The following is a 17,012-nucleotide window of genomic DNA, read 5'->3' as shown; positions in this document are numbered from 1 at the left end:
CGGCCGCGGCCATCGGCCCGGTTCCCCCCGGTACGGCCGCGGCCACCGGCCCGGTTCCCCCCAGCCGACCGGGTCCGCCGGGCCGTGCCCGGACCCGCGCGACCGGTGACGGGACGGCCGCCGATGCGGTTCCACTCCGACCTGCACATGCACTCGAAGTACTCCAGGGCCTGCAGCAGGGACAGCGACCTCGAACACCTGGCGTGGTGGGCGCGGCGCAAGGGCGTCACGCTGATGGGCACCGGCGACCTCACGCACCCGGTGTGGTTCGAGCGGCTGAGCGAGAGCCTCGTCCCGGCCGAGCCGGGGCTGTTCCGGCTGCGCGAGGAGATCGACCGCGACGTCGCCCGCACGCTGCCGCCCAGCCTGGCCTCCGCCGAGGTGCGGTTCATGCTCTCCACCGAGGTCTCCACGATCTACCGGCGCGGCGACCGTACGAGGAAGATCCACCACCTGGTGTACATGCCGGACTTCGCGGCGGCCGAGAGGTTCAACCGCGAGCTCGCGAAGGTCGGGAACCTCGCGGCCGACGGCCGGCCGATCCTCGGCCTGGACTCCCGCGACCTGCTGGAGACCGTCCTGGACAGCGGTGAGGGCGCCTACCTGGTGCCCGCCCACGTCTGGACGCCGTGGTTCGGCGTGTTCGGCTCGAAGTCCGGCTTCGACACCGTGGAGGAGTGCTACGGCGAGCTCTCCGACCACATCTTCGCGCTGGAGACCGGGCTGTCCAGCGATCCGGCCATGAACTGGCGGGTCTCCGCCCTCGACCGCTACCGGCTGGTCAGCCACTCCGACGCCCACTCGCCGCCCATGGTGGCCCGCGAGACCACGGTGTTCGAGACGGAGCTCGATTACTTCGCCGTCCTCGACGCGCTGCGGACCGGCGACGGTTACGCCGGGACCGTCGAGTTCTTCCCCGAGGAGGGGAAGTACCACGTCGACGGGCACCGCGGGTGCGGCGTCCGGATGACCCCGCGGGAGACCCGCGAGCGCGGTGGACGGTGCCCGGTGTGCGGCAGGCCGCTCACGGTGGGCGTGCTGAGCCGGGTCGAGGACCTGGCCGACCGGCCCGAGGGCGCCCGCCCGGCCGGCGTGCCCGGCTTCCGCAGCCTCGTCCCGCTGCCGGAGATCGTGGGCGAGGTCCTGGGCGCGGGGCCCAAGACCAAGAAGGTCGCCCGGGAGATCGACGACCTCACCGCCGCCCTGGGCCCGGAGCTGGCGATCCTCCAGGACGTGCCGATGGACGACATCGCGGCTCACTCGCCGCCGCTGGCCGAGGCGGTCGGGCGGCTGCGCCGCGGCGAGGTGATCCGGGACCCGGGCTACGACGGGGTGTTCGGTTCGATCCGGTTCTTCCGGCCCGGTGAGCTGGACCGGGTGGCCGCGGAGGCCGCCGCCCCGACGCTTTTCTAGCCTCTCCGGCTTCCCCGGCTCCCGGGAGCCGGGGAAGCCGGGAGGCGGGAGGCGGATGGGTGTCCGGGGCCGGATGCGTGTCCGGGCGGGTCAGCCCTGACGCCAGTCCCCGGACTCCAGGGCTCCGGCCGCCTGCGGGCCCATGAGCCCCAGCCCGCCGTCCACGAAGACCGACGCGCCCGTGACGTAGGACGCTCCGGGGCTCGCCAGGAAGGCGATGACGGCGGCGACCTCCCGGGCGTCGCCGGGCCGGTCGATCGGGTAGCCGGGGCGGCTGCCCGGCTGCGGTGGCTGGTCGTCCTGGCCGGTCATCGGGGTGGCGATCTCCCCCGGGGCGACGGTGTTCACCGTGATCCCGTACGGCGCCAGCTCCAGCGCGAGCACCCGGCTCAGCATCCGCAGGCCGCCCTTGGCCGCGCAGTACGGCCCCGAGCCGACGCGCGGGTACTCCTCGTGGACGCTGGTGACGTTGACGATGCGGCCTCCCCGGCCGGCGGCGACCATGCGCCGGGCCGCCCGCTGGGAGCACAGGAAGGCGCCGTCGAGATCGACCGCGATCACCGACCGCCACCGCCGGAAGTCCATCTCCAGCAGCGGCTCGCTGCTGCCGGTCCCGGCGTTGTTGATCAGGACGCCGAGGCCCCCCAGCTCGTCGGCCAGTTCGTCCACGACCGCGGCGGCCGCCTCCGGGTCGGTCAGGTCGTGCCGGCGCACGGCCGCGTTCCGGCCGTGGCCGCGCACCTCCCCGGCGGTCCCCTCCGCGCCCTCCTCGTCGGAGTGGAAGGTGATCCCCACGTCGAAGCCCTGCTCGGCAAGGGCCACGGCCGTCGCCCGGCCCATGCCGGAGTCGGCTCCGGTGACGATCGCCACCCGGTCGTAGTCGCCGCCTCCCGCGCGGCCGGGCGGGGAGCCCGCCCGTGACGTTCCGGCCATCGCCGCTTCCTTTCCCGGGCGCGCCCCCGGCGCCCCTCCCGAAGCGCGCGTACCCCCGGGGTGGGATCCCTACTCGCCCCGGGTCCGGCCGGCCGTACGGGAGCGGTGTAAGGGCCACCGGTCGGAGCACGCCGCCCCGGGGGACGCCAAGATCGGCTCGGGGCACAAAGCCGCCGCGAGCCGTCGGCTGTCGGAGCCGGGCTCGGGCGAGTGGCCGCGGGTCGCACCCGCCGGCCGGGTGGTCACGGGGCCACACCCGCACGGCCGCCAGACCCGCTTCGCGGGCCCTCGCCGTGACGACGGGGGCCCGCGGAGCGGAGCCGGCGGACCCGGCTCGCCGTCCCGCGGCACGGTGCCGCGGGACGAACCCGAAAGCCGGCGATCCGCGGAACGGTTCCGGTTTCCGACCGGCGCCCTCTAACGGTCGGCGAAGTAGTCGTCGGCGGTGTCCTCGGCCTGGGACTCCGTCCGGGAGCCGCCCGCCGCGACGAGTTCCTCGCGCAGCCGATCGAGATCCATCCCGTGGCTGCCGTACTTGAGCTCGCGCGCCACCTTCGCCTGCTTCGCCTTGGCTCGACCCCGGCCCATTGGCTGTACTCCCTCACGCAGGTCCTGCTCGACCTCTTGTCACCGGTTGCGTTCAGCGGCGAACACGGCCCGGCACGGCCTGGCGCGGTCGGCAGGGCGCGCTCGCCATGGCCGTCCTCGGCGGCGCCCCGCCTCGTCCCCGACCGGAACGGGCTCGGAGCTGGCCGGGCGGTACGGGAGAACAGGCCATTACCATTATCCTACCCAAGATCGTTTCAATGTGAAAAACTCCGCCATTCCCGGGAATGGCAATCGATGATCTTCTCCTGCACCATGTAAATCACTTCCGGGCGGAGAAAACACATCGACACGGCGAACTCTCGCGAGCGTCAGGACGTGCCGAGCATCCCGTTCGGGTCCAGGACGTACTTGCGGGCGGCTCCCTGGTCGAACTCCCGGTAGCCGCGCGGCGCCTCCTCCAGCGGGATCGGCGTGGCGTTGACCGCCTTGGCGATCTGCACCCGGTCGTGCAGGATCGCCATCATCAGCTGCCGGTTGTACCGCATGACCGGGCACTGGCCGGTGAAGAAGGCGAGCGACTTGGCCCATCCGAGGCCCAGCCGGATCGACAGCGTCCCCTCCCTGGCGGCCTCGTCGGCGGCCCCGGGGTCCCCGGTCACGTACAGGCCGGGGATGCCGAGCGCGCCGCCGGCCCGGGTGACGCCCATGAGCGTGTTGAGCACGGTGGCCGGGTGTTCGGTGGCGGCCTCGGTCCCGTGGCCGCGGGCCTCGAAGCCCACCGCGTCCACGCCGCAGTCCACCTCGGAGTTGCCGAGGATCCGCTCGATCTGGTCGCGGGGATCCCCCTGGGAGACGTCGACGGTCTCGCAGCCGAAGCTGCGGGCCTGCGCCAGGCGGTCGGCGTTCAGGTCACCGACGATCACCGCGGCGGCCCCGAGGAGGAGCGCCGAGGCGGCGGCGGCCAGGCCCACCGGGCCGGCGCCCGCGATGTAGACGGTGGAGCCCGTGGTCACCCCGGCGGTCACGCACCCGTGGTAGCCGGTGGGGAAGATGTCCGACAGCATGGCCAGGTCGAGGATCTTCTCCATCGCCCTGTCCCGGTCGGGGAACTTCAGCAGGTTCCAGTCGGCGTAGGGCACGAGGACGTACCTGGCCTGCCCGCCGACCCAGCCGCCCATGTCGACGTAGCCGTACGCCGACCCCGGCTGGTCGGGGTTGACGTTCTCGCAGATGCCGGTCTTGCGCTCCTTGCAGTTGCGGCAGCGCCCGCAGGAGATGTTGAACGGCACCGATACCAGGTCGCCGACCTTGATGAACTCCACGTCGGGGCCGTTCTCGACGACCTCACCGGTGATCTCGTGACCGAGGACGAGGCCGTGGGGGGCGGTGGTGCGGCCGCGGACCATGTGCTGGTCGCTGCCGCAGATGTTCGTCGCGACGGTCTTGACGATCGAGCCGTGCGGGACCTTCCGGCCGACGTTCGCCGGGTTGACCCCCGGCCCCTCCTTCAGCTCGAACACCGGGTAGTCGAAGTCCTCGACCACGACCCTGCCCGGCCCCTCGTAGACGACGCCCCTGTTTCCGGCCATGGCGCACCCCCAGGCGGTTCCCGCTTCTCTTCCGGGGCATACCCGCGGCTCAATATGGAGATGTGCGCCTATGCGAAGTTTGACCAGATTTCCGATGGTTTGGGGGTACGGTGCCGGGCGCCGGGAGGCGGCACCGGCGGTGGTCGCCGTCCCGCTCGGTCAGCCCCCGGCGGTCGAGGTGCTCCAGCAGCGGCACCGCGACCCGGCGGCTGGTCCCCAGGGCCTGCCGGGCCTGGCTGACCGTGAACGGCTGCGGCAGCCGGGCCAGCACCCGCGCCGCCCGGACGTCCGCGCCGGGCAGCAGCACGATCCCGTCGGCCACCCGCAGCAGCGCCCCCGCCGCCACCGCCGCCGCCAGCTCCCGGGGCCCCAGCCCCAGCTCGGCCAGCCGTCCGGCCTCCGGCGCCAGGAACGGGCGCGCGGACAGCTCCGTACCCAGCCGGGCGACCGCGCGGGCCACCGGGGCGGGCAGCGCGGGCCGGCCGCCGGAGATCCGCCCGTCGGCGACGGAGAGCGGCGGCCGGACGAGCGCAGCCACCAGCCGCCGGTCGGGCAGCCCCAGCGCGTGCCGGGCGGCCTCGACCGGCATGCCGGGCTCCAGCGGATGCCCGGCCGCGTACCGCCGCACCGCCTCGGGCAGCCGCGCCACCAGCCGCGACCAGTGCTCCGGGTCGGCGTGCCAGTCGCCGCACACCGGCTCGTCCGCGGGCGGGCAGCCCATCGCCCGCAGCTCGCCGGCGCGCAGCAGCCGGTGGGTGCGCAGCAGGGCCGCCGCGCCGGGCACGGCCCCGGCCAGCTCGGCCGCGCGCTCGCGGGCCGCGCCCCGGCGGCTCACCGACGGCGGCCGCACGTCGAGCACGCTCGCCCCCGCCAGCACCCGCACCTCACCGCGCTCACGGCCCGGGTCGCGCAGCAGCAGCACGTCGCCCACGTGCAGCGGCAGCGGCCGGGCCAGGCGCAGCCGCACGACACGGCCGCCGAGCGGACGCACCGAGCACACCACGGCCGCCGAGCCGATGTGGGCGGTCAGCCGGGCCGGCAGGCGGTCCACCGGCGCGCCCGGCCCCTCCCGTCCCTCCGCCGCTCCCCGGCCACCCGGCACGTCCAGGCCCCTTCCCGGCACGCCCGGCCCTGCCCCCTGACCGCCCGGCCCCGCGCCCCGGCCGTCCGCCCCGACCGGGGAGAGCCGTACGTCGACGAGGTCGGTGACGGTCCACGCGCCCGGCGTGACCAGGGCCTGCCCCCGCTCGGGGACGGCCCGGCCGCGCAGGTTGAGCGCCACCCGCGCCACGCCGGTCACCGCGGGCAGCGACTCCTTCAGGGACTCCAGCGCCCGGACCCGCACCGGCCCGCCGGGCAGCTCCAGCTCGTCGCCCGCGGCGATCCGGCCCTCGGGCAGCGTGCCCGTCACGACCGTGCCGCTGCCGTGGACGCTGAACGCCCGGTCGATCCACAGCCGCACCGGCGCCCCGGGGTCGGGCGCGGGCAGGCCGGCCACCAGCCGGTCCAGCGCCCCGCGCAGCTCGTCGAGGCCCCGCCCGGTGCGCCCGCTCACCGCCAGCGCCTCGACCCCGGCGAGCCCGCCGGCCGCCAGGCGCGCCCTGGCCGTCTCCATGGCCGGGGCGGGGTCGGCGAGGTCGGCGCGGGTCACCACGAGCAGGCCGTGCCGTACGCCGAGGGCCTCGACCGCGGTCAGGTGCTCCTCCGACTGCGGCATCCAGCCCTCGTCGGCGGCGACCACGAACATGACGGCGGGCGCGGAGCCGACCCCGGCCAGCATCGTGGCGAGGAAACGCTCATGGCCGGGCACGTCGACGAAGGCCAGCCGCTCCCCCGAGGGCAGGGCGGTCCAGGCGTAGCCCAGCTCGATCGTCAGGCCCCGCCGCCGCTCCTCCTCCAGCCGGTCGGGCTCCATCCCGGTGAGGACCCGTACCAGCGTGGACTTGCCGTGGTCGACGTGCCCGGCCGTGGCGACGACGTGCATCAGCGCCTCCCCCCGCGCCCGGCCCCGGAACCGTTCGCCCCGCCGCCCCCGGAACCGGCCATCCCGTCGTCCGCGGAGCCGTTCTCCCCCGCGGGGGCGGCGGCCCGGAGCACCGCCCGCGCCACCTCGTCGTCCGCCTCCGGTGGGGCGGCCCGCAGGTCGAGCAGGAGTCTGCCGCCCTCGATCCGCCCGACGACCGGCGGCTCGCCGGTCCGCAGCGGTACGGCGAGCCGCGCCGGCAGGCTCACAGCGGCGCTGGGCAGCGTCACACCGGGTGCCCCGCCGCCCCCGACGGTGGCCTCGCTCGGCACCGCCCGCGCGTCCGTCCCGGCCGCGGCCAGCCGTACGGCGAGCGCCTCGGCCCGCTCCCGCAGGACCGCCGGGTCGGCGTGCAGCGCCCGGTGTACGGGGGTCTCGGGACCGCGCAGCGTGGCCTCCAGCGCGGCCAGGGTCAGCTTGTCCACCCGCAGCGCACGGGCCAGCGGGTGCCGCCGGCACCGCTCGACCAGGTCACGGCGGCCGAGCAGCAGGCCCGCCTGCGGTCCGCCGAGCAGCTTGTCGCCGCTGGCGGTGACCAGGTCGGCCCCGTCCCGCAGCGCGTCCGCCGCGTCGGGCTCGTCGGGCAGCAGCGGTTCCCGGGACAGCAGGCCCGAGCCGATGTCGGCCACGACGGGCACGCCCAGCCCGGTGAGCGCGGACACCTCCACCGACCCGGTGAACCCCTCGATCCGGTAGTTCGACGTGTGGATCTTGAGGACGAACCCCGTCTCCGGCCCCACGGCGTCCCGGTAGTCGGCGTAGGAGGTCCGGTTGGTGGTGCCCACCTCCCGCAGCCTCGCCCCGGTGGACACCAGCAGGTCCGGGATGCGGAAGCCGTCCCCGATCTCCACCAGCTCGCCCCGGCTGACCACGATCTCCCGCCCGGCGGCGAGCGCGGTGGCCGCCAGCACCAGCGCGGCGGCGTTGTTGTTGACCACGTGGACGCCCTCGGCGGCGGGCACCGCCCGTGCGAGCGCCTCCAGCGCGCCCCGTCCGCGGCGGGCGCGGCCCCCGGCGACCAGGTCGAACTCCACGTCGGTGCAGCCCGCCGCCGCGGTGACCGCCTCCACCGCGGCGGGCGACAGGGGCGCCCGGCCGAGGTTGGTGTGGACCAGCACACCGGTCAGGTTGAGCACCGGCCGGAGGCCGGCGGCGTACCGGGGCAGCGCCGCCACGGCGGCGTCGGCCACCTCGGCGGGGGCGAGGCCGCCCTGCCGTACCCGCCGCTGGGCCTCGGCGACGGCCTCCTTGACCACCGTCCGCCCGAGTCTGCGCTCCGCCGCGGCGAGCCGCGGGTCGGCGAGGACGGTGTCGGTGCGCGGCACGTGCCTTCGTGGGTCCACGTAACGAAAATAGAGCCGGACCGGAAGGGAACCCCACCCGCCCTGCCGCCACGGCCCGCCGCGTGGCCGCAGGCGGGTGAGCGTACGGTGAGCCGGGTAGGGAAGGGCGGTGCGCCGACCGGCGCGCCACGGGCACCGGGAGGGACACGGCATGACGGGAACGACGGCGGAGCCCGGCCTCGGGACGGACCCCGGCACCCCGGCGCCGGGGAGGATCCGGCTGACGCAGTACGCGCACGGCGGCGGATGCGCCTGCAAGATCCCGCCCGGGGAGCTGGAGGCCATAGTGGCGGGCCTCGTGCGGCGGCCCACGGCGGACGGGTCCGCGGACGGCTCGCCCGCGCCGCTGGGCGAGCTGGTCGTGGGCCTGGACGACGGCGACGACGCCGCCGTCGTCCGCATCGAGGGCGGCCGGGCCGTGGTCGCCACCGCCGACTTCTTCACGCCCGTGGTGGACGACCCCTACGACTGGGGGCGGATCGCCGCGACCAACGCCCTGTCCGACGTCTACGCGGTGGGCGGCGAGCCCCTCGTCGCGGTCAACCTCCTCGGCTGGCCCCGCGAGCGGCTGCCGATGGACCTGGCGAAGGAGGTGCTGCGCGGCGGCCTGGACGTGGCCCGCGCCGCGGGCTGCCACGTCGCGGGCGGCCACAGCGTGGACGACCCCGAGCCGAAGTACGGCATGGCCGTCACCGGCCTGGCCGACCTGGAGCGGCTGCTGCGCATCGACGCCGGCCGGGCCGGGCTGCCGCTGTCGCTGACCAAGCCGCTCGGCGTCGGGGTGCTCAACACCCGGCACAAGGCGACCGGCGAGGTCTTCCCGCAGGCGATAGCCGCGATGACCACCCTCAACCGGGACGCCTCCCGGGCGGCGCTCGCCGCGGGCGCCCGGTGCGCCACCGACGTGACCGGCTTCGGCCTGCTCGGCCACCTGTACAAGCTGGCCAGGGCGAGCGGCGTCACGGCCGTGGTGGACGCGGCGGCCGTGCCGTACCTGGAGGGCGCCCGCGAGGCCGTGCGCGACGGCCACGTCAGCGGCGGCACCCGGCGCAACCTCGCCTGGGTGGAGCCGCACCTGGACGCCGGGAGCCTGGCCGAGGAGGACGTGCTGCTGCTGGCCGACGCCCAGACCTCCGGCGGCCTGCTGGTGGCGGGCGAGGTGCCCGGCGCACCGGTCGTCGGCGAACTCGTCCCCTTCGACGGCGCGGCCCTGCGGCTGCGCTGACCGTGAGGATGCGGGTGAACGCTTCCGGCGAGTTCGTCTCATCCTGAGGTCGCAGGTCAATGGCCTGGTGCGGCGTCGTGTGGGACTGCTCGCGCCGGCGGTGGGCCGGGATCACGAGTGGTGATCATCCGTCATCGGGTGATCTCGGTACCGTGCACGGCCGTGGCCACGCTCTCCACGCGTCCCGGGCGGACGCCCCGCGCCAGCCCGATCAGTCCGGCGGCCATCAGTACGCTCACCACGAGCTTGGGCGCCACGCCGTTGGAGACGAAGTCGAGCACCTGGCCGCCGGTGAGCGCGAGTGGCACCCACAGGGACACCAGGCCGGCTCGCCACGCACCGAAGGCCAGGACCAGGAGCCCGATCATCCAGCCCAGGATCCAGACCGCGAACGACGCCATCACCAGCGGGTCCTTGTCGAGGGCGTCGACGACCGGCCGGACCGCCCCCACCTTCACGCCCCCTCCGGCGAGGGCCCCGAAGAAGGCGTTGTAGTGCCACAGGTGGATCGCCGAGAAGTAGAGAGCGGGAACGGCGAAGGCTCCGCCGATGGTGGCGACCAGGCGCCTGCGGCGGCCGACCGCCACGATCAGGCCCGCCACCGCCGGCAGGAGCAGCAGGTGCGCCAGCGCGAAGAGGATCGTCTCGATCCGCCAGGCGCCGAGGTCGGACGCGGCCACGTCCACGTTCGCCGCGGTCTCGGACACCTCGTCGGGGAACATCACCCAGTAGAAGGCGTTGGCGACGGCGTAGAGAACGCCGCCACCCGCCATCGCGATCGCTGCGAAACGCCGGCCGTACGGCCTGGCGGCCTGGTCATCCATCGACATCTCCCGTCGTGATCCGTTGACGATGCAGAGGCTAGGAGCGCCGTACCGCTCAGGTCGTCGGCCGAGACGTTGATCGACGGGTTGACGCCGCAGGACGCCGCTCCACCCGTGGGTGGATGTCAGGCGGCGGGCGGCTCGAATATGCTCCCCGCCATGGGATGGCTCCGGGGCGTTGGACGGCGTCGGCGTGACCTCGGGCCTGTCGCGGCGGGCCTCGCGCTGTTCGGGTTCGGCTCGCTTGAGCTCTACGTGCCACTCGCCCCGTACGTCGAGGGCGAGAGCCTCGATCTCGCCGCGCTGCCCGCCGGCTGGCTGGCCGTGCTGACCGTACTGCTCGCCGGCCACTGCCTCGCGGTCGCGGCCTGCGGGTCGTACCCACGGGCCGCGGTGGTCCTGGTCGGCGCCTGTTTCGTCGCGCAGAGTTTCACGCCGGTCCTCCCCGAATGGCCGGTCGTGCCGCTTCTGGCACTGGTCGTCGTCTGCTTCGCGTGCGTCGCCGTGGCCGGCCGCCACGGCCCGGTGATCGCCGGTGTCTCCTACTTCGTCTCGCTCGGGATCGAGACCACGGTCGCGGACGACCCGGACTGGGCCTTCATCGTCTTCGTCGCGCTCGCGGTCATGGGACCGGCCTACGCCGTACGCATGCGGCGTGCCCAGGCGGAACGTCTGGTCGCGCTGGCCGCCGAGCGGGAGGCCGCCGCCCGCACCGACGAACGGCTCCGGATGGCCCGGGAGCTGCACGACATCGTCTCGCACGGCGTCGCCGTGATGGTGCTGCAGGCCGGAGCCGCCCAGGTCATGCTCGACTCCGACGTCCGGCAGGCCCATGAGTCGCTGGACGCGGTGCAGGAGGTCGGTCGTGACGTCGTCACCGAGTTGCGTCGCCTGCTCGTCATCCTCCGCGGTGAGGGGAGTCTGGAGCGGCTGCCCTCGCTACGGCACATCGAGCCGCTCCTGGCCGGAGTCCGGACCGCCGGTGGACGGGTCGACGTCGCCGTCAACGGCGACCTCGGCAGGGTGCCCGCGGCCGTCGACGTCAGTGGCTACCGGGTGCTGCAGGAGGCCCTGACCAACGCGGTCAAACACGCGCCGGGGGCCACGGTCTCGGTCGCGATCGATGTCGGGCGCACCGATCTGAGGATTCACGCCGTCAACGACGGCCCGCGGATCGTCCGCCACGGCGACGGCAGCGGCCTCGGATTGATGGGGATCAGCGAGCGCGTGGAACTCTTCGGGGGCACGGCCGCCGCCGGCCCGCGGGAAGGCGGTGGGTTCGAGGTGCGGGTGGAACTGCCCCTGAGCGGAAATTCCGCGGCCCCCGTGCCGTCGCATACGGGAGCGTCGGCGTGACGCGCGTCCTCATCGCGGACGACGAGGCGCTCGTACGCACCGGCCTGCGGATGATCCTCGGCGCTCAGCCCGGCATCGAGGTGGTCGCGGAGGCCACGGACGGCGAGGAGGCGCTGAGGCTGACCATCCGGGAAGAGCCGGACGTCGTGCTGATGGACATCCACATGCCGAGGCTTGACGGCGTGGCCGCGACGGAGCGGATCCTCGCGGACCGCCCCGACCGTCGCGTCGTCATGCTCACCACGTTCGGCCTCGACGAGTACGTCTACCGGTCGTTGCGCGCGGGTGCCTGTGGATTCCTGCTCAAGACCACCCCGCCGAAGGAACTGGCGGGTGCGCTGCACGCCGTCGCCCGTGGAGACGCGCTGCTCTCACCGGAGATCACCCGCCGTCTGATCGACCACTACACCTCCCAGGCGCCGCCGGTCACCGCTCCCGGTCTGGCCGACCTGACCGCCCGGGAGACCGAGGTGCTGCGGTTGCTGGCTCGGGGGCTGTCCAACCGCGAGATCTCCGGGGAACTGCATCTCGGCGAGGCGACCGTGAAGACGCACATCAACCGCATCTTCGCCAAGCTCGGTGTGCGGGACCGCGTGCAGGCGGTGGTGCTCGCGTACGAGGCCGGCGTGGTGCGGCCCCGGCGTGAGACGCGCGACCGGTGAAGGGACGTCCGCCGGCCTACGGCCAGGAGCGGGCGGGGGCCGCGGTGGAGGCGCGGTCGCCTGATTCCAGGCGTTGCCGCTGGGGCACCACGGTGTACTTGGGGTCGGCGGCGGAGGCCCGGCCGGCCTCCAGGACTCCGAACCGGGTGCACAGGGCGCCGGCGGTCAGCGCGAGGCCGGACAGCGCGGTCAGCGCGCGACTGCGGCCGGCGACCGTGGCGAGCAGGCCGCCGCCGGCGGTGAGGGCGCGGGCGGCCCGCATCAGGCGGCCCGACCTCCCCTCCCGGTACGGCTCGCCGACCAGGCCGAGCCGGCGTTCGATCACCGCGCCCGCGGCCAGTTCGACGGCCGCCCCCGCCGCGGCGGCGACGCGGGCCGGACCCGCCTGGGCGCGGGGGGTGGCCAGCATGCCCATGGCGCCCGCGCTGGCCAGCGCGCTCCCGGCGAACAGGAACGGCAGTTCCCGGTGCGCCTCGTGCCAGGCCGGCACGGCGGTGTCGGCGACGAGCACGGCCGTGTAGGTCGCCATCAGCGGGCCGGTCAGGGCGGTGGCCACGGCCGCGGCGTCGCCCGCGGCGGGCAGCGCGGCGGCGACCCTCCGGGGCAGCCGGGCGGCGACGGCCGAGGCGGGCGCGGCGGACATCACCGCCGAGGCCGTGGCGAGCGCGCTCAGCCCGCTGTGCGCGGCCAGGATCCAGGAGCCCACGCTCATCGGCGAGGTGGGCTTGAAGATCCGCAGCATGTTGAGGAACCGCTCGGGCCGGCCGAGCTCGGCGACCAGGAAGCCCGCGCCGAGGGTGGCCCCGGCGGCGGCGGTGACCCGGGCGGTGAGCCCGAGCCGGTCGTGCCCGGCGAGCCGGGCCGCGGCCGACATCAGCGACGCCCCGCCGGACAGCCCGCCCAGGTAGAGGTAGAGCGGCATGTGGGGCACGTGCCAGACCGGGGCCTTGATCACCGGCTGCCCGTAGTAGGACCGGAACTCGGCCTCCGGCACCATCGCGTCCTCACGCCTTGCCACTGCTTTACCGCCTTCTCCGCAGGAACGCCGCGGCCATGACCCCGGCCATGGACAGTGCCGCGCCCGCGGCCCAGCCCCACATCGCGGGCAGGTCGCGGGTGGTGACCACCGGGTCGGGCGGCAGGCCGTACACCTCGGGGTCGTCCATCAGCAGGAAGAACGCGCCGTCGCCGCCCACGCCGTCGTTTGGGTCGGCGCCGTACAGCCGGGCCTCGGTCCTGCCCTGCCCGTGCAGGTCCGTGACCCGCCGCTCGGCGCGTTCCAGGAGTTCGTCCAGCGGGCCGAACTGGATGGAGTCGGTCGGGCACGCCTTGGCGCAGGCCGGTTCCAGCCCGCCGCGCAGCCGGTCGTAGCACATCGTGCACTTGAAGGCCCGGCCGTCGTCCTCCCGGCGGCCGATCACGCCGTAGGGACAGGCCGGCACGCAGTACCCGCAGCCGTTGCACACGTCGGCCTGCACCACCACCGTGTGGAACTCGGTGCGGAACAGCGCTCCGGTGGGGCAGACGTCCAGGCAGGCGGCGTGCGTGCAGTGCTTGCACACGTCGGACGCCATCAGCCAGCGGTCCACCGGCTCGCCCACCACGGCGCCGGGCCGCTCGCCGTCCGCGCCGGTCTCGACGCCGGGGCCCACGGAGTCGGCGGGCAGCTCGCCGGCGCCGGACGGGCCGCCGGGCCCGCCGTTCCCCGGGGCGGGGACGCGCTGCTCGATGAACGCCACGTGCCGCCAGGTGCTCGCGCCGAGGCCGCCCGTGTTGTCGTAGGAGGTCGCCCGGAAGACGAACCCGTCGTCGGGGACGTCGTTCCACTCCTTGCAGGCCACCTCGCACGCCTTGCATCCGATGCAGATGCTCGTGTCGGTGAAGAACCCCACCCGCTCAGCCACGGCGGTACTCCTCCATCAGTTCGAGCAGCGCCTGCCCCCTGGGACGCCGGCCGGGCCGTACGTCGCAGGTCGCGGCCTTGCCCTCCTGGATGTAGACGTTCGGGTCGAGCACCATGGGCATCAGGTCGTTGGTCACGTCGCCGGTCGCCACGCCGCCGCTCCAGCCCCAGTGGTACGGCAGGCCGACCTGCTCGATCCGGCGGCCGTCGAGCCGCAGCGGGCGGATCCGGCCGGTCACCAGGACGCGGGCCTCGATCGCGGCGCGCGTCGTCACGATCGTCGCCCAGCCCCCGTTGACCAGGCCCAGCTCCTCGGCCAGCCGGGGCGACACCTCGCAGAACAGCTCCGGCTGGAGCTCTGCGAGGTACGGCAGCGACCGGCTCATGCCGCCCGCCGTGTGGTGCTCGGTCAGCCGGTAGGTCGTCAGCACGTACGGGAAGCGCGACGACCCCGCGGGGTTGTAGGGCACCTCCGGACGGTCGTAGACCTTCCGGCAGGGGTTGGCCCGCCGGCCGTACAGCGGGTTGGGCACCGGCGACTCGTGCGGCTCGTAGTGCGTGGGCAGCGGTCCGTCGGCCATGCCCGCCGGGGCGTACAGCCAGCCCTTGCCGTCCGCCTGCATGATGAACGGCGTGCTGCCGGAGATCGCGTCCTCGGCCCTGGCCTCGTCCGGGGGCAGGTAGTGCGGCGGCTTGTCCTTCTCGAAGTCCGGCACGTCGTGGCCGGTCCACTCGCCCTTCTCCTCGTCCCACCAGACGAGCTTCTTGCGCTCGCTCCACGGGCGGCCCTCGGGGTCGGCGGAGGCCCGGTTGTACAGGACGCGCCGGTTGGCCGGCCAGGCCCAGCCCCACTCCGGGGCGATCCGGCCCTGCTCGTGGCGGGACTTGCGGCGGGCGGCCTGGTTGACCTCGTCGGCGTAGACGCCGCAGTAGATCCAGCAGCCGCACCGGGTGGAGCCGTCCGGCTCCAGCTCGGTGTAGGCCGACAGCGCCCGCCCGTCGGGGCCGGTGCCGTTGATCTCGCGCAGCACCGCCTCGGCCGACGGCTCGGCGTGCTCGCCGTGCTCGGGGTAGTCCCAGGTCAGCTCGCGCAGCGGCAGGTCGATGTCGTCGTCGGTCAGCCGCCGCCTGATCCGCTTGCCGAGGTGGTAGTAGAACCACAGGTCGCTGCGGGCCTCGCCCGGCGGGTCGACCGCCTTCTCGCGCCACTGCAGCAGCCGCTGGGTGTTGGTGAAGGTGCCTTCCTTCTCGACGTGGCTGGCGGCGGGCATGAAGAACACCTCGGTGCCGATGTCCTCGGTGCGCATCTCCCCGGTCTCCAGCTCCGGGCCGTCCTTCCAGAAGGTGGCGGTCTCCACCAGCCGCAGGTCGCGCACCACCAGCCAGTCCAGGTTGGCGAGCCCGAGACGCTGGAGCCTGCCGGAGGAGGAGCCGACCGCGGGGTTCTCGCCCACCACGAAGTAGCCCTTCACGGTGCCGTCGATCTGCCCCAGCACGGTCGTGTAGTGGCCGTGGTCGCCGGTGAGGCGCGGCAGGTGGTCGAAGCGGAAGTCGTTGTCGGCGGTGGCCGCGTCACCCCACCACGATTTGAGCAGGCTCACCATGTAGGAGCGCTTCCTGCCCCAGAAGCCGGTGTCGGCGCCGGCGGCGGCGAGGTAGCCGTCGAGGTCCTCGTGCCGGTGGGCGTGCGGCATCGGCAGGTAGCCGGGCAGGATGTTGAACAGCGTCGGGATGTCGGAGGAGCCCTGGATGCTGGCGTGGCCGCGCAGCGCCAGGATGCCGCCGCCGGGCCGTCCTATGTTGCCGAGCAGCAGCTGCAGGATGGCCCCCGCGCGGATGTACTGCGCGCCCACCGAGTGCTGGGTCCAGCCGACCGAGTACACCCAGGCGGTGGTGCGCTCCCGGCCGGAGTTGGCGGTGATCGCCTCGGCCAGCTCGGCGAACGCCTCCGGCTCGATGCCGCACGCCTCGGCCACCATCTCCGGGGTGTAGCGGGCGAAGTGCCGCTTGAGGATCTGGTAGACGCAGCGCGGATGGTTCAGCGTCGGGTCGGTGGACGGCGTGGCCAGCATGGCGGGACCGCCCGAGCCGTACTCGTGCGGGCCGGCCGCCTCGGCGTGCTGGGCCCCGCCCTCAAGCTGCTCCCGGCGCTGCCCGGCCGCGGCCTCCTCCTCCGCGCCCTCGTAGGCCCAGCTCGACGGGTCGTACTTGCGGCCCTCGGCGTCGTAGCCGGAGAACAGCCCGTCGAGGTCCTCGGTGTCGCGGAAGTCCTCCGAGATGATCGTCGAGGCGTTGGTGTAGGCCAGGACGTACTCGCGGAAGTCGAGCCCGTTCGTCAGCACGTGGTTGATCAGCGCGCCGAGCAGCACGATGTCGGTGCCCGCGCGGATCGGCAGGTACCGGTCGGCGAGCGCGCTGGTCCGCGTGAAGCGCGGGTCGATGTGGAAGACCTTCGCCCCCCGGGCCTTGGCCTCCATCACCCACTGGAAGCCCACCGGGTGGCACTCGGCCATGTTGGAGCCCTGGATGACGATGCAGTCGGACTCGGCCAGATCCTGCTGGAAGTCCGTGGCGCCGCCACGCCCGAAGCTGATCCCCAGACCGGGGATGGTGGAGGAGTGTCAAATACGGGCCTGGTTCTCCACCTGTATGGCGCCGAGGGCGGTGTAGAGCTTCTTCATCAGGTAGTTCTCTTCGTTGTCCAGCGTCGCTCCGCCCAGGCTGGCGATGCCCAGGGTGCGCCGGACGACCTTGCCGTCCTCCTCCTGCTGCCAGGTCTCCCGCCGGGTGCGGACCACCCGGTCGGCGATCATGTCCATCGCGGTGTCGAGGTCGAGGCGCTCCCACTCCGTGCCGTGCGGGCGCCGGTAGAGCACCGTCGTCTGCCGGTCCGGGTGGTTGACGAGCTGCTTGCTGGCCGAGCCCTTGGGGCACAGGCGCCCCCGGGAGATGGGGGAGTCGGGGTCGCCCTCGATCTGGGTGACCCGGCCTTCCTTGGCGTAGACCAGCTGGCCGCAGCCGACCGCGCAGTACGGGCACACCGACCGCGCGACCTTGTCCGCCTGCTCGACACGGGGACGGAGCGCGTCGGTCCGCGCCGACCGCGCCGCGTCGCTCCGGGGATCCTCTCCTCTGAGCTGCCGGAGGACCGGCCAGCGGAGGATTCCCCTCTCCCGTGTCATGCGCCTCTTG

General features: G+C 74.3%; 13 protein-coding genes. 4 read left to right on the top strand and 9 right to left on the bottom strand.

Going from position 1 to position 17,012, the window contains the following annotated elements; genetic code table 11:
- Positions 1 to 123 precede the first annotated feature (123 nt).
- Positions 124 to 1,413 (top strand): endonuclease Q family protein, encoded by a 1,290-nt coding sequence (locus tag HDA43_RS17675; protein WP_179822140.1) that lies wholly within the window; start codon positions 124 to 126, stop codon positions 1,411 to 1,413.
- Between the two features lie 90 nt (positions 1,414 to 1,503).
- On the opposite strand, the gene HDA43_RS17670 is transcribed toward HDA43_RS17675, so the two are convergent.
- The 5 genes from HDA43_RS17670 to selA all read right to left on the bottom strand — a co-directional run bounded on the left by HDA43_RS17670 (position 1,504) and on the right by selA (position 7,850).
- On the bottom strand, positions 1,504 to 2,346 hold the full coding sequence (locus HDA43_RS17670; RefSeq protein WP_179822138.1) for an SDR family oxidoreductase: 843 nt from the start codon (positions 2,344 to 2,346) through the stop codon (positions 1,504 to 1,506).
- Between the two features lie 417 nt (positions 2,347 to 2,763).
- Positions 2,764 to 2,934, bottom strand: a complete 171-nt coding sequence (locus tag HDA43_RS17665) for a DUF3073 domain-containing protein (RefSeq protein ID WP_179822136.1) — start codon at positions 2,932 to 2,934, stop codon at positions 2,764 to 2,766.
- Between the two features lie 329 nt (positions 2,935 to 3,263).
- Positions 3,264 to 4,484: a formaldehyde dehydrogenase, glutathione-independent gene (gene fdhA, locus HDA43_RS17660; protein ID WP_179822133.1), complete on the bottom strand. Its 1,221-nt coding sequence runs from the start codon at positions 4,482 to 4,484 to the stop codon at positions 3,264 to 3,266.
- Between the two features lie 49 nt (positions 4,485 to 4,533).
- Positions 4,534 to 6,468, bottom strand: a complete 1,935-nt coding sequence (locus tag HDA43_RS35975) for a SelB domain-containing protein (RefSeq protein WP_179822131.1) — start codon at positions 6,466 to 6,468, stop codon at positions 4,534 to 4,536.
- Complete coding sequence (gene selA / locus HDA43_RS17650; protein ID WP_312873349.1) at positions 6,468 to 7,850, bottom strand: L-seryl-tRNA(Sec) selenium transferase; 1,383 nt, start codon at positions 7,848 to 7,850, stop codon at positions 6,468 to 6,470. The genes HDA43_RS35975 and selA overlap by 1 nt, the downstream gene beginning before the upstream one ends.
- Positions 7,851 to 8,001: 151 nt before the next feature.
- On the opposite strand from selA, the gene selD reads away from it, so the two are divergent.
- Complete coding sequence (gene selD, locus HDA43_RS17645; protein ID WP_179822126.1) at positions 8,002 to 9,075, top strand: selenide, water dikinase SelD; 1,074 nt, start codon at positions 8,002 to 8,004, stop codon at positions 9,073 to 9,075.
- A gap of 131 nt (positions 9,076 to 9,206) precedes the next feature.
- Here selD and HDA43_RS17640 read toward each other — a convergent pair whose 3' ends face one another.
- Positions 9,207 to 9,899, bottom strand: a complete 693-nt coding sequence (locus HDA43_RS17640) for a hypothetical protein (RefSeq protein ID WP_179822123.1) — start codon at positions 9,897 to 9,899, stop codon at positions 9,207 to 9,209.
- 159 nt (positions 9,900 to 10,058) lie between these two features.
- Between HDA43_RS17640 and HDA43_RS36430 the strand changes: the two genes are divergently transcribed.
- A complete protein-coding gene (locus HDA43_RS36430; RefSeq protein WP_179822121.1) occupies positions 10,059 to 11,255 on the top strand; it encodes a sensor histidine kinase in 1,197 nt (398 codons plus the stop codon).
- Positions 11,252 to 11,917, top strand: a complete 666-nt coding sequence (locus HDA43_RS17630; RefSeq protein ID WP_179822118.1) for a response regulator transcription factor — start codon at positions 11,252 to 11,254, stop codon at positions 11,915 to 11,917. The genes HDA43_RS36430 and HDA43_RS17630 overlap by 4 nt, the downstream gene beginning before the upstream one ends.
- Before the next feature lie 16 nt (positions 11,918 to 11,933).
- Here the strand turns inward: HDA43_RS17630 and nrfD are convergent, their stop codons facing one another.
- From nrfD to fdh, 3 genes are read right to left on the bottom strand one after another with little or no spacing between them, the layout of a single operon-like run.
- Positions 11,934 to 12,935, bottom strand: coding sequence for an NrfD/PsrC family molybdoenzyme membrane anchor subunit (gene nrfD / locus HDA43_RS17625; protein ID WP_312873348.1), 1,002 nt, complete (start codon positions 12,933 to 12,935; stop codon positions 11,934 to 11,936).
- A 4-nt stretch (positions 12,936 to 12,939) separates the two neighbouring features.
- Positions 12,940 to 13,821 carry a 4Fe-4S dicluster domain-containing protein gene (locus HDA43_RS17620; RefSeq protein WP_179822116.1) on the bottom strand — a complete coding sequence of 294 codons (882 nt, stop codon included), beginning with the start codon at positions 13,819 to 13,821 and terminating at the stop codon, positions 12,940 to 12,942.
- Positions 13,814 to 17,002, bottom strand: a complete 3,189-nt coding sequence (gene fdh / locus HDA43_RS17615; protein ID WP_246424020.1) for a formate dehydrogenase — start codon at positions 17,000 to 17,002, stop codon at positions 13,814 to 13,816. The genes HDA43_RS17620 and fdh overlap by 8 nt, the downstream gene beginning before the upstream one ends.
- Between the last annotated feature and the right edge of the window lie 10 nt (positions 17,003 to 17,012).

Origin of the sequence: Streptosporangium sandarakinum (genome assembly GCF_013409935.1) — a bacterium.
GTDB lineage: Bacteria > Actinomycetota > Actinomycetes > Streptosporangiales > Streptosporangiaceae > Streptosporangium > Streptosporangium nondiastaticum.
Note: the sequence above shows the minus strand (reverse complement) of the source record. Positions and strands in the feature narration are given on the sequence as shown.

Excerpts from the sequence above, each read along its gene's own strand:
- HDA43_RS36430 (WP_179822121.1), top strand. The coding sequence starts at position 10,059 with ATGGGATGGCTCCGGGGCGTTGGACGGCGTCGGCGTGACCTCGGGCCT.
- selD (WP_179822126.1), top strand. The coding sequence starts at position 8,002 with ATGACGGGAACGACGGCGGAGCCCGGCCTCGGGACGGACCCCGGCACC.
- HDA43_RS17670 (WP_179822138.1), bottom strand. The coding sequence starts at position 2,346 with ATGGCCGGAACGTCACGGGCGGGCTCCCCGCCCGGCCGCGCGGGAGGC.
- HDA43_RS17640 (WP_179822123.1), bottom strand. The coding sequence starts at position 9,899 with ATGGATGACCAGGCCGCCAGGCCGTACGGCCGGCGTTTCGCAGCGATC.
- fdhA (WP_179822133.1), bottom strand. The coding sequence starts at position 4,484 with ATGGCCGGAAACAGGGGCGTCGTCTACGAGGGGCCGGGCAGGGTCGTG.
- HDA43_RS35975 (WP_179822131.1), bottom strand. The coding sequence starts at position 6,468 with ATGCACGTCGTCGCCACGGCCGGGCACGTCGACCACGGCAAGTCCACG.
- HDA43_RS17675 (WP_179822140.1), top strand. The coding sequence starts at position 124 with ATGCGGTTCCACTCCGACCTGCACATGCACTCGAAGTACTCCAGGGCC.
- HDA43_RS17665 (WP_179822136.1), bottom strand. The coding sequence starts at position 2,934 with ATGGGCCGGGGTCGAGCCAAGGCGAAGCAGGCGAAGGTGGCGCGCGAG.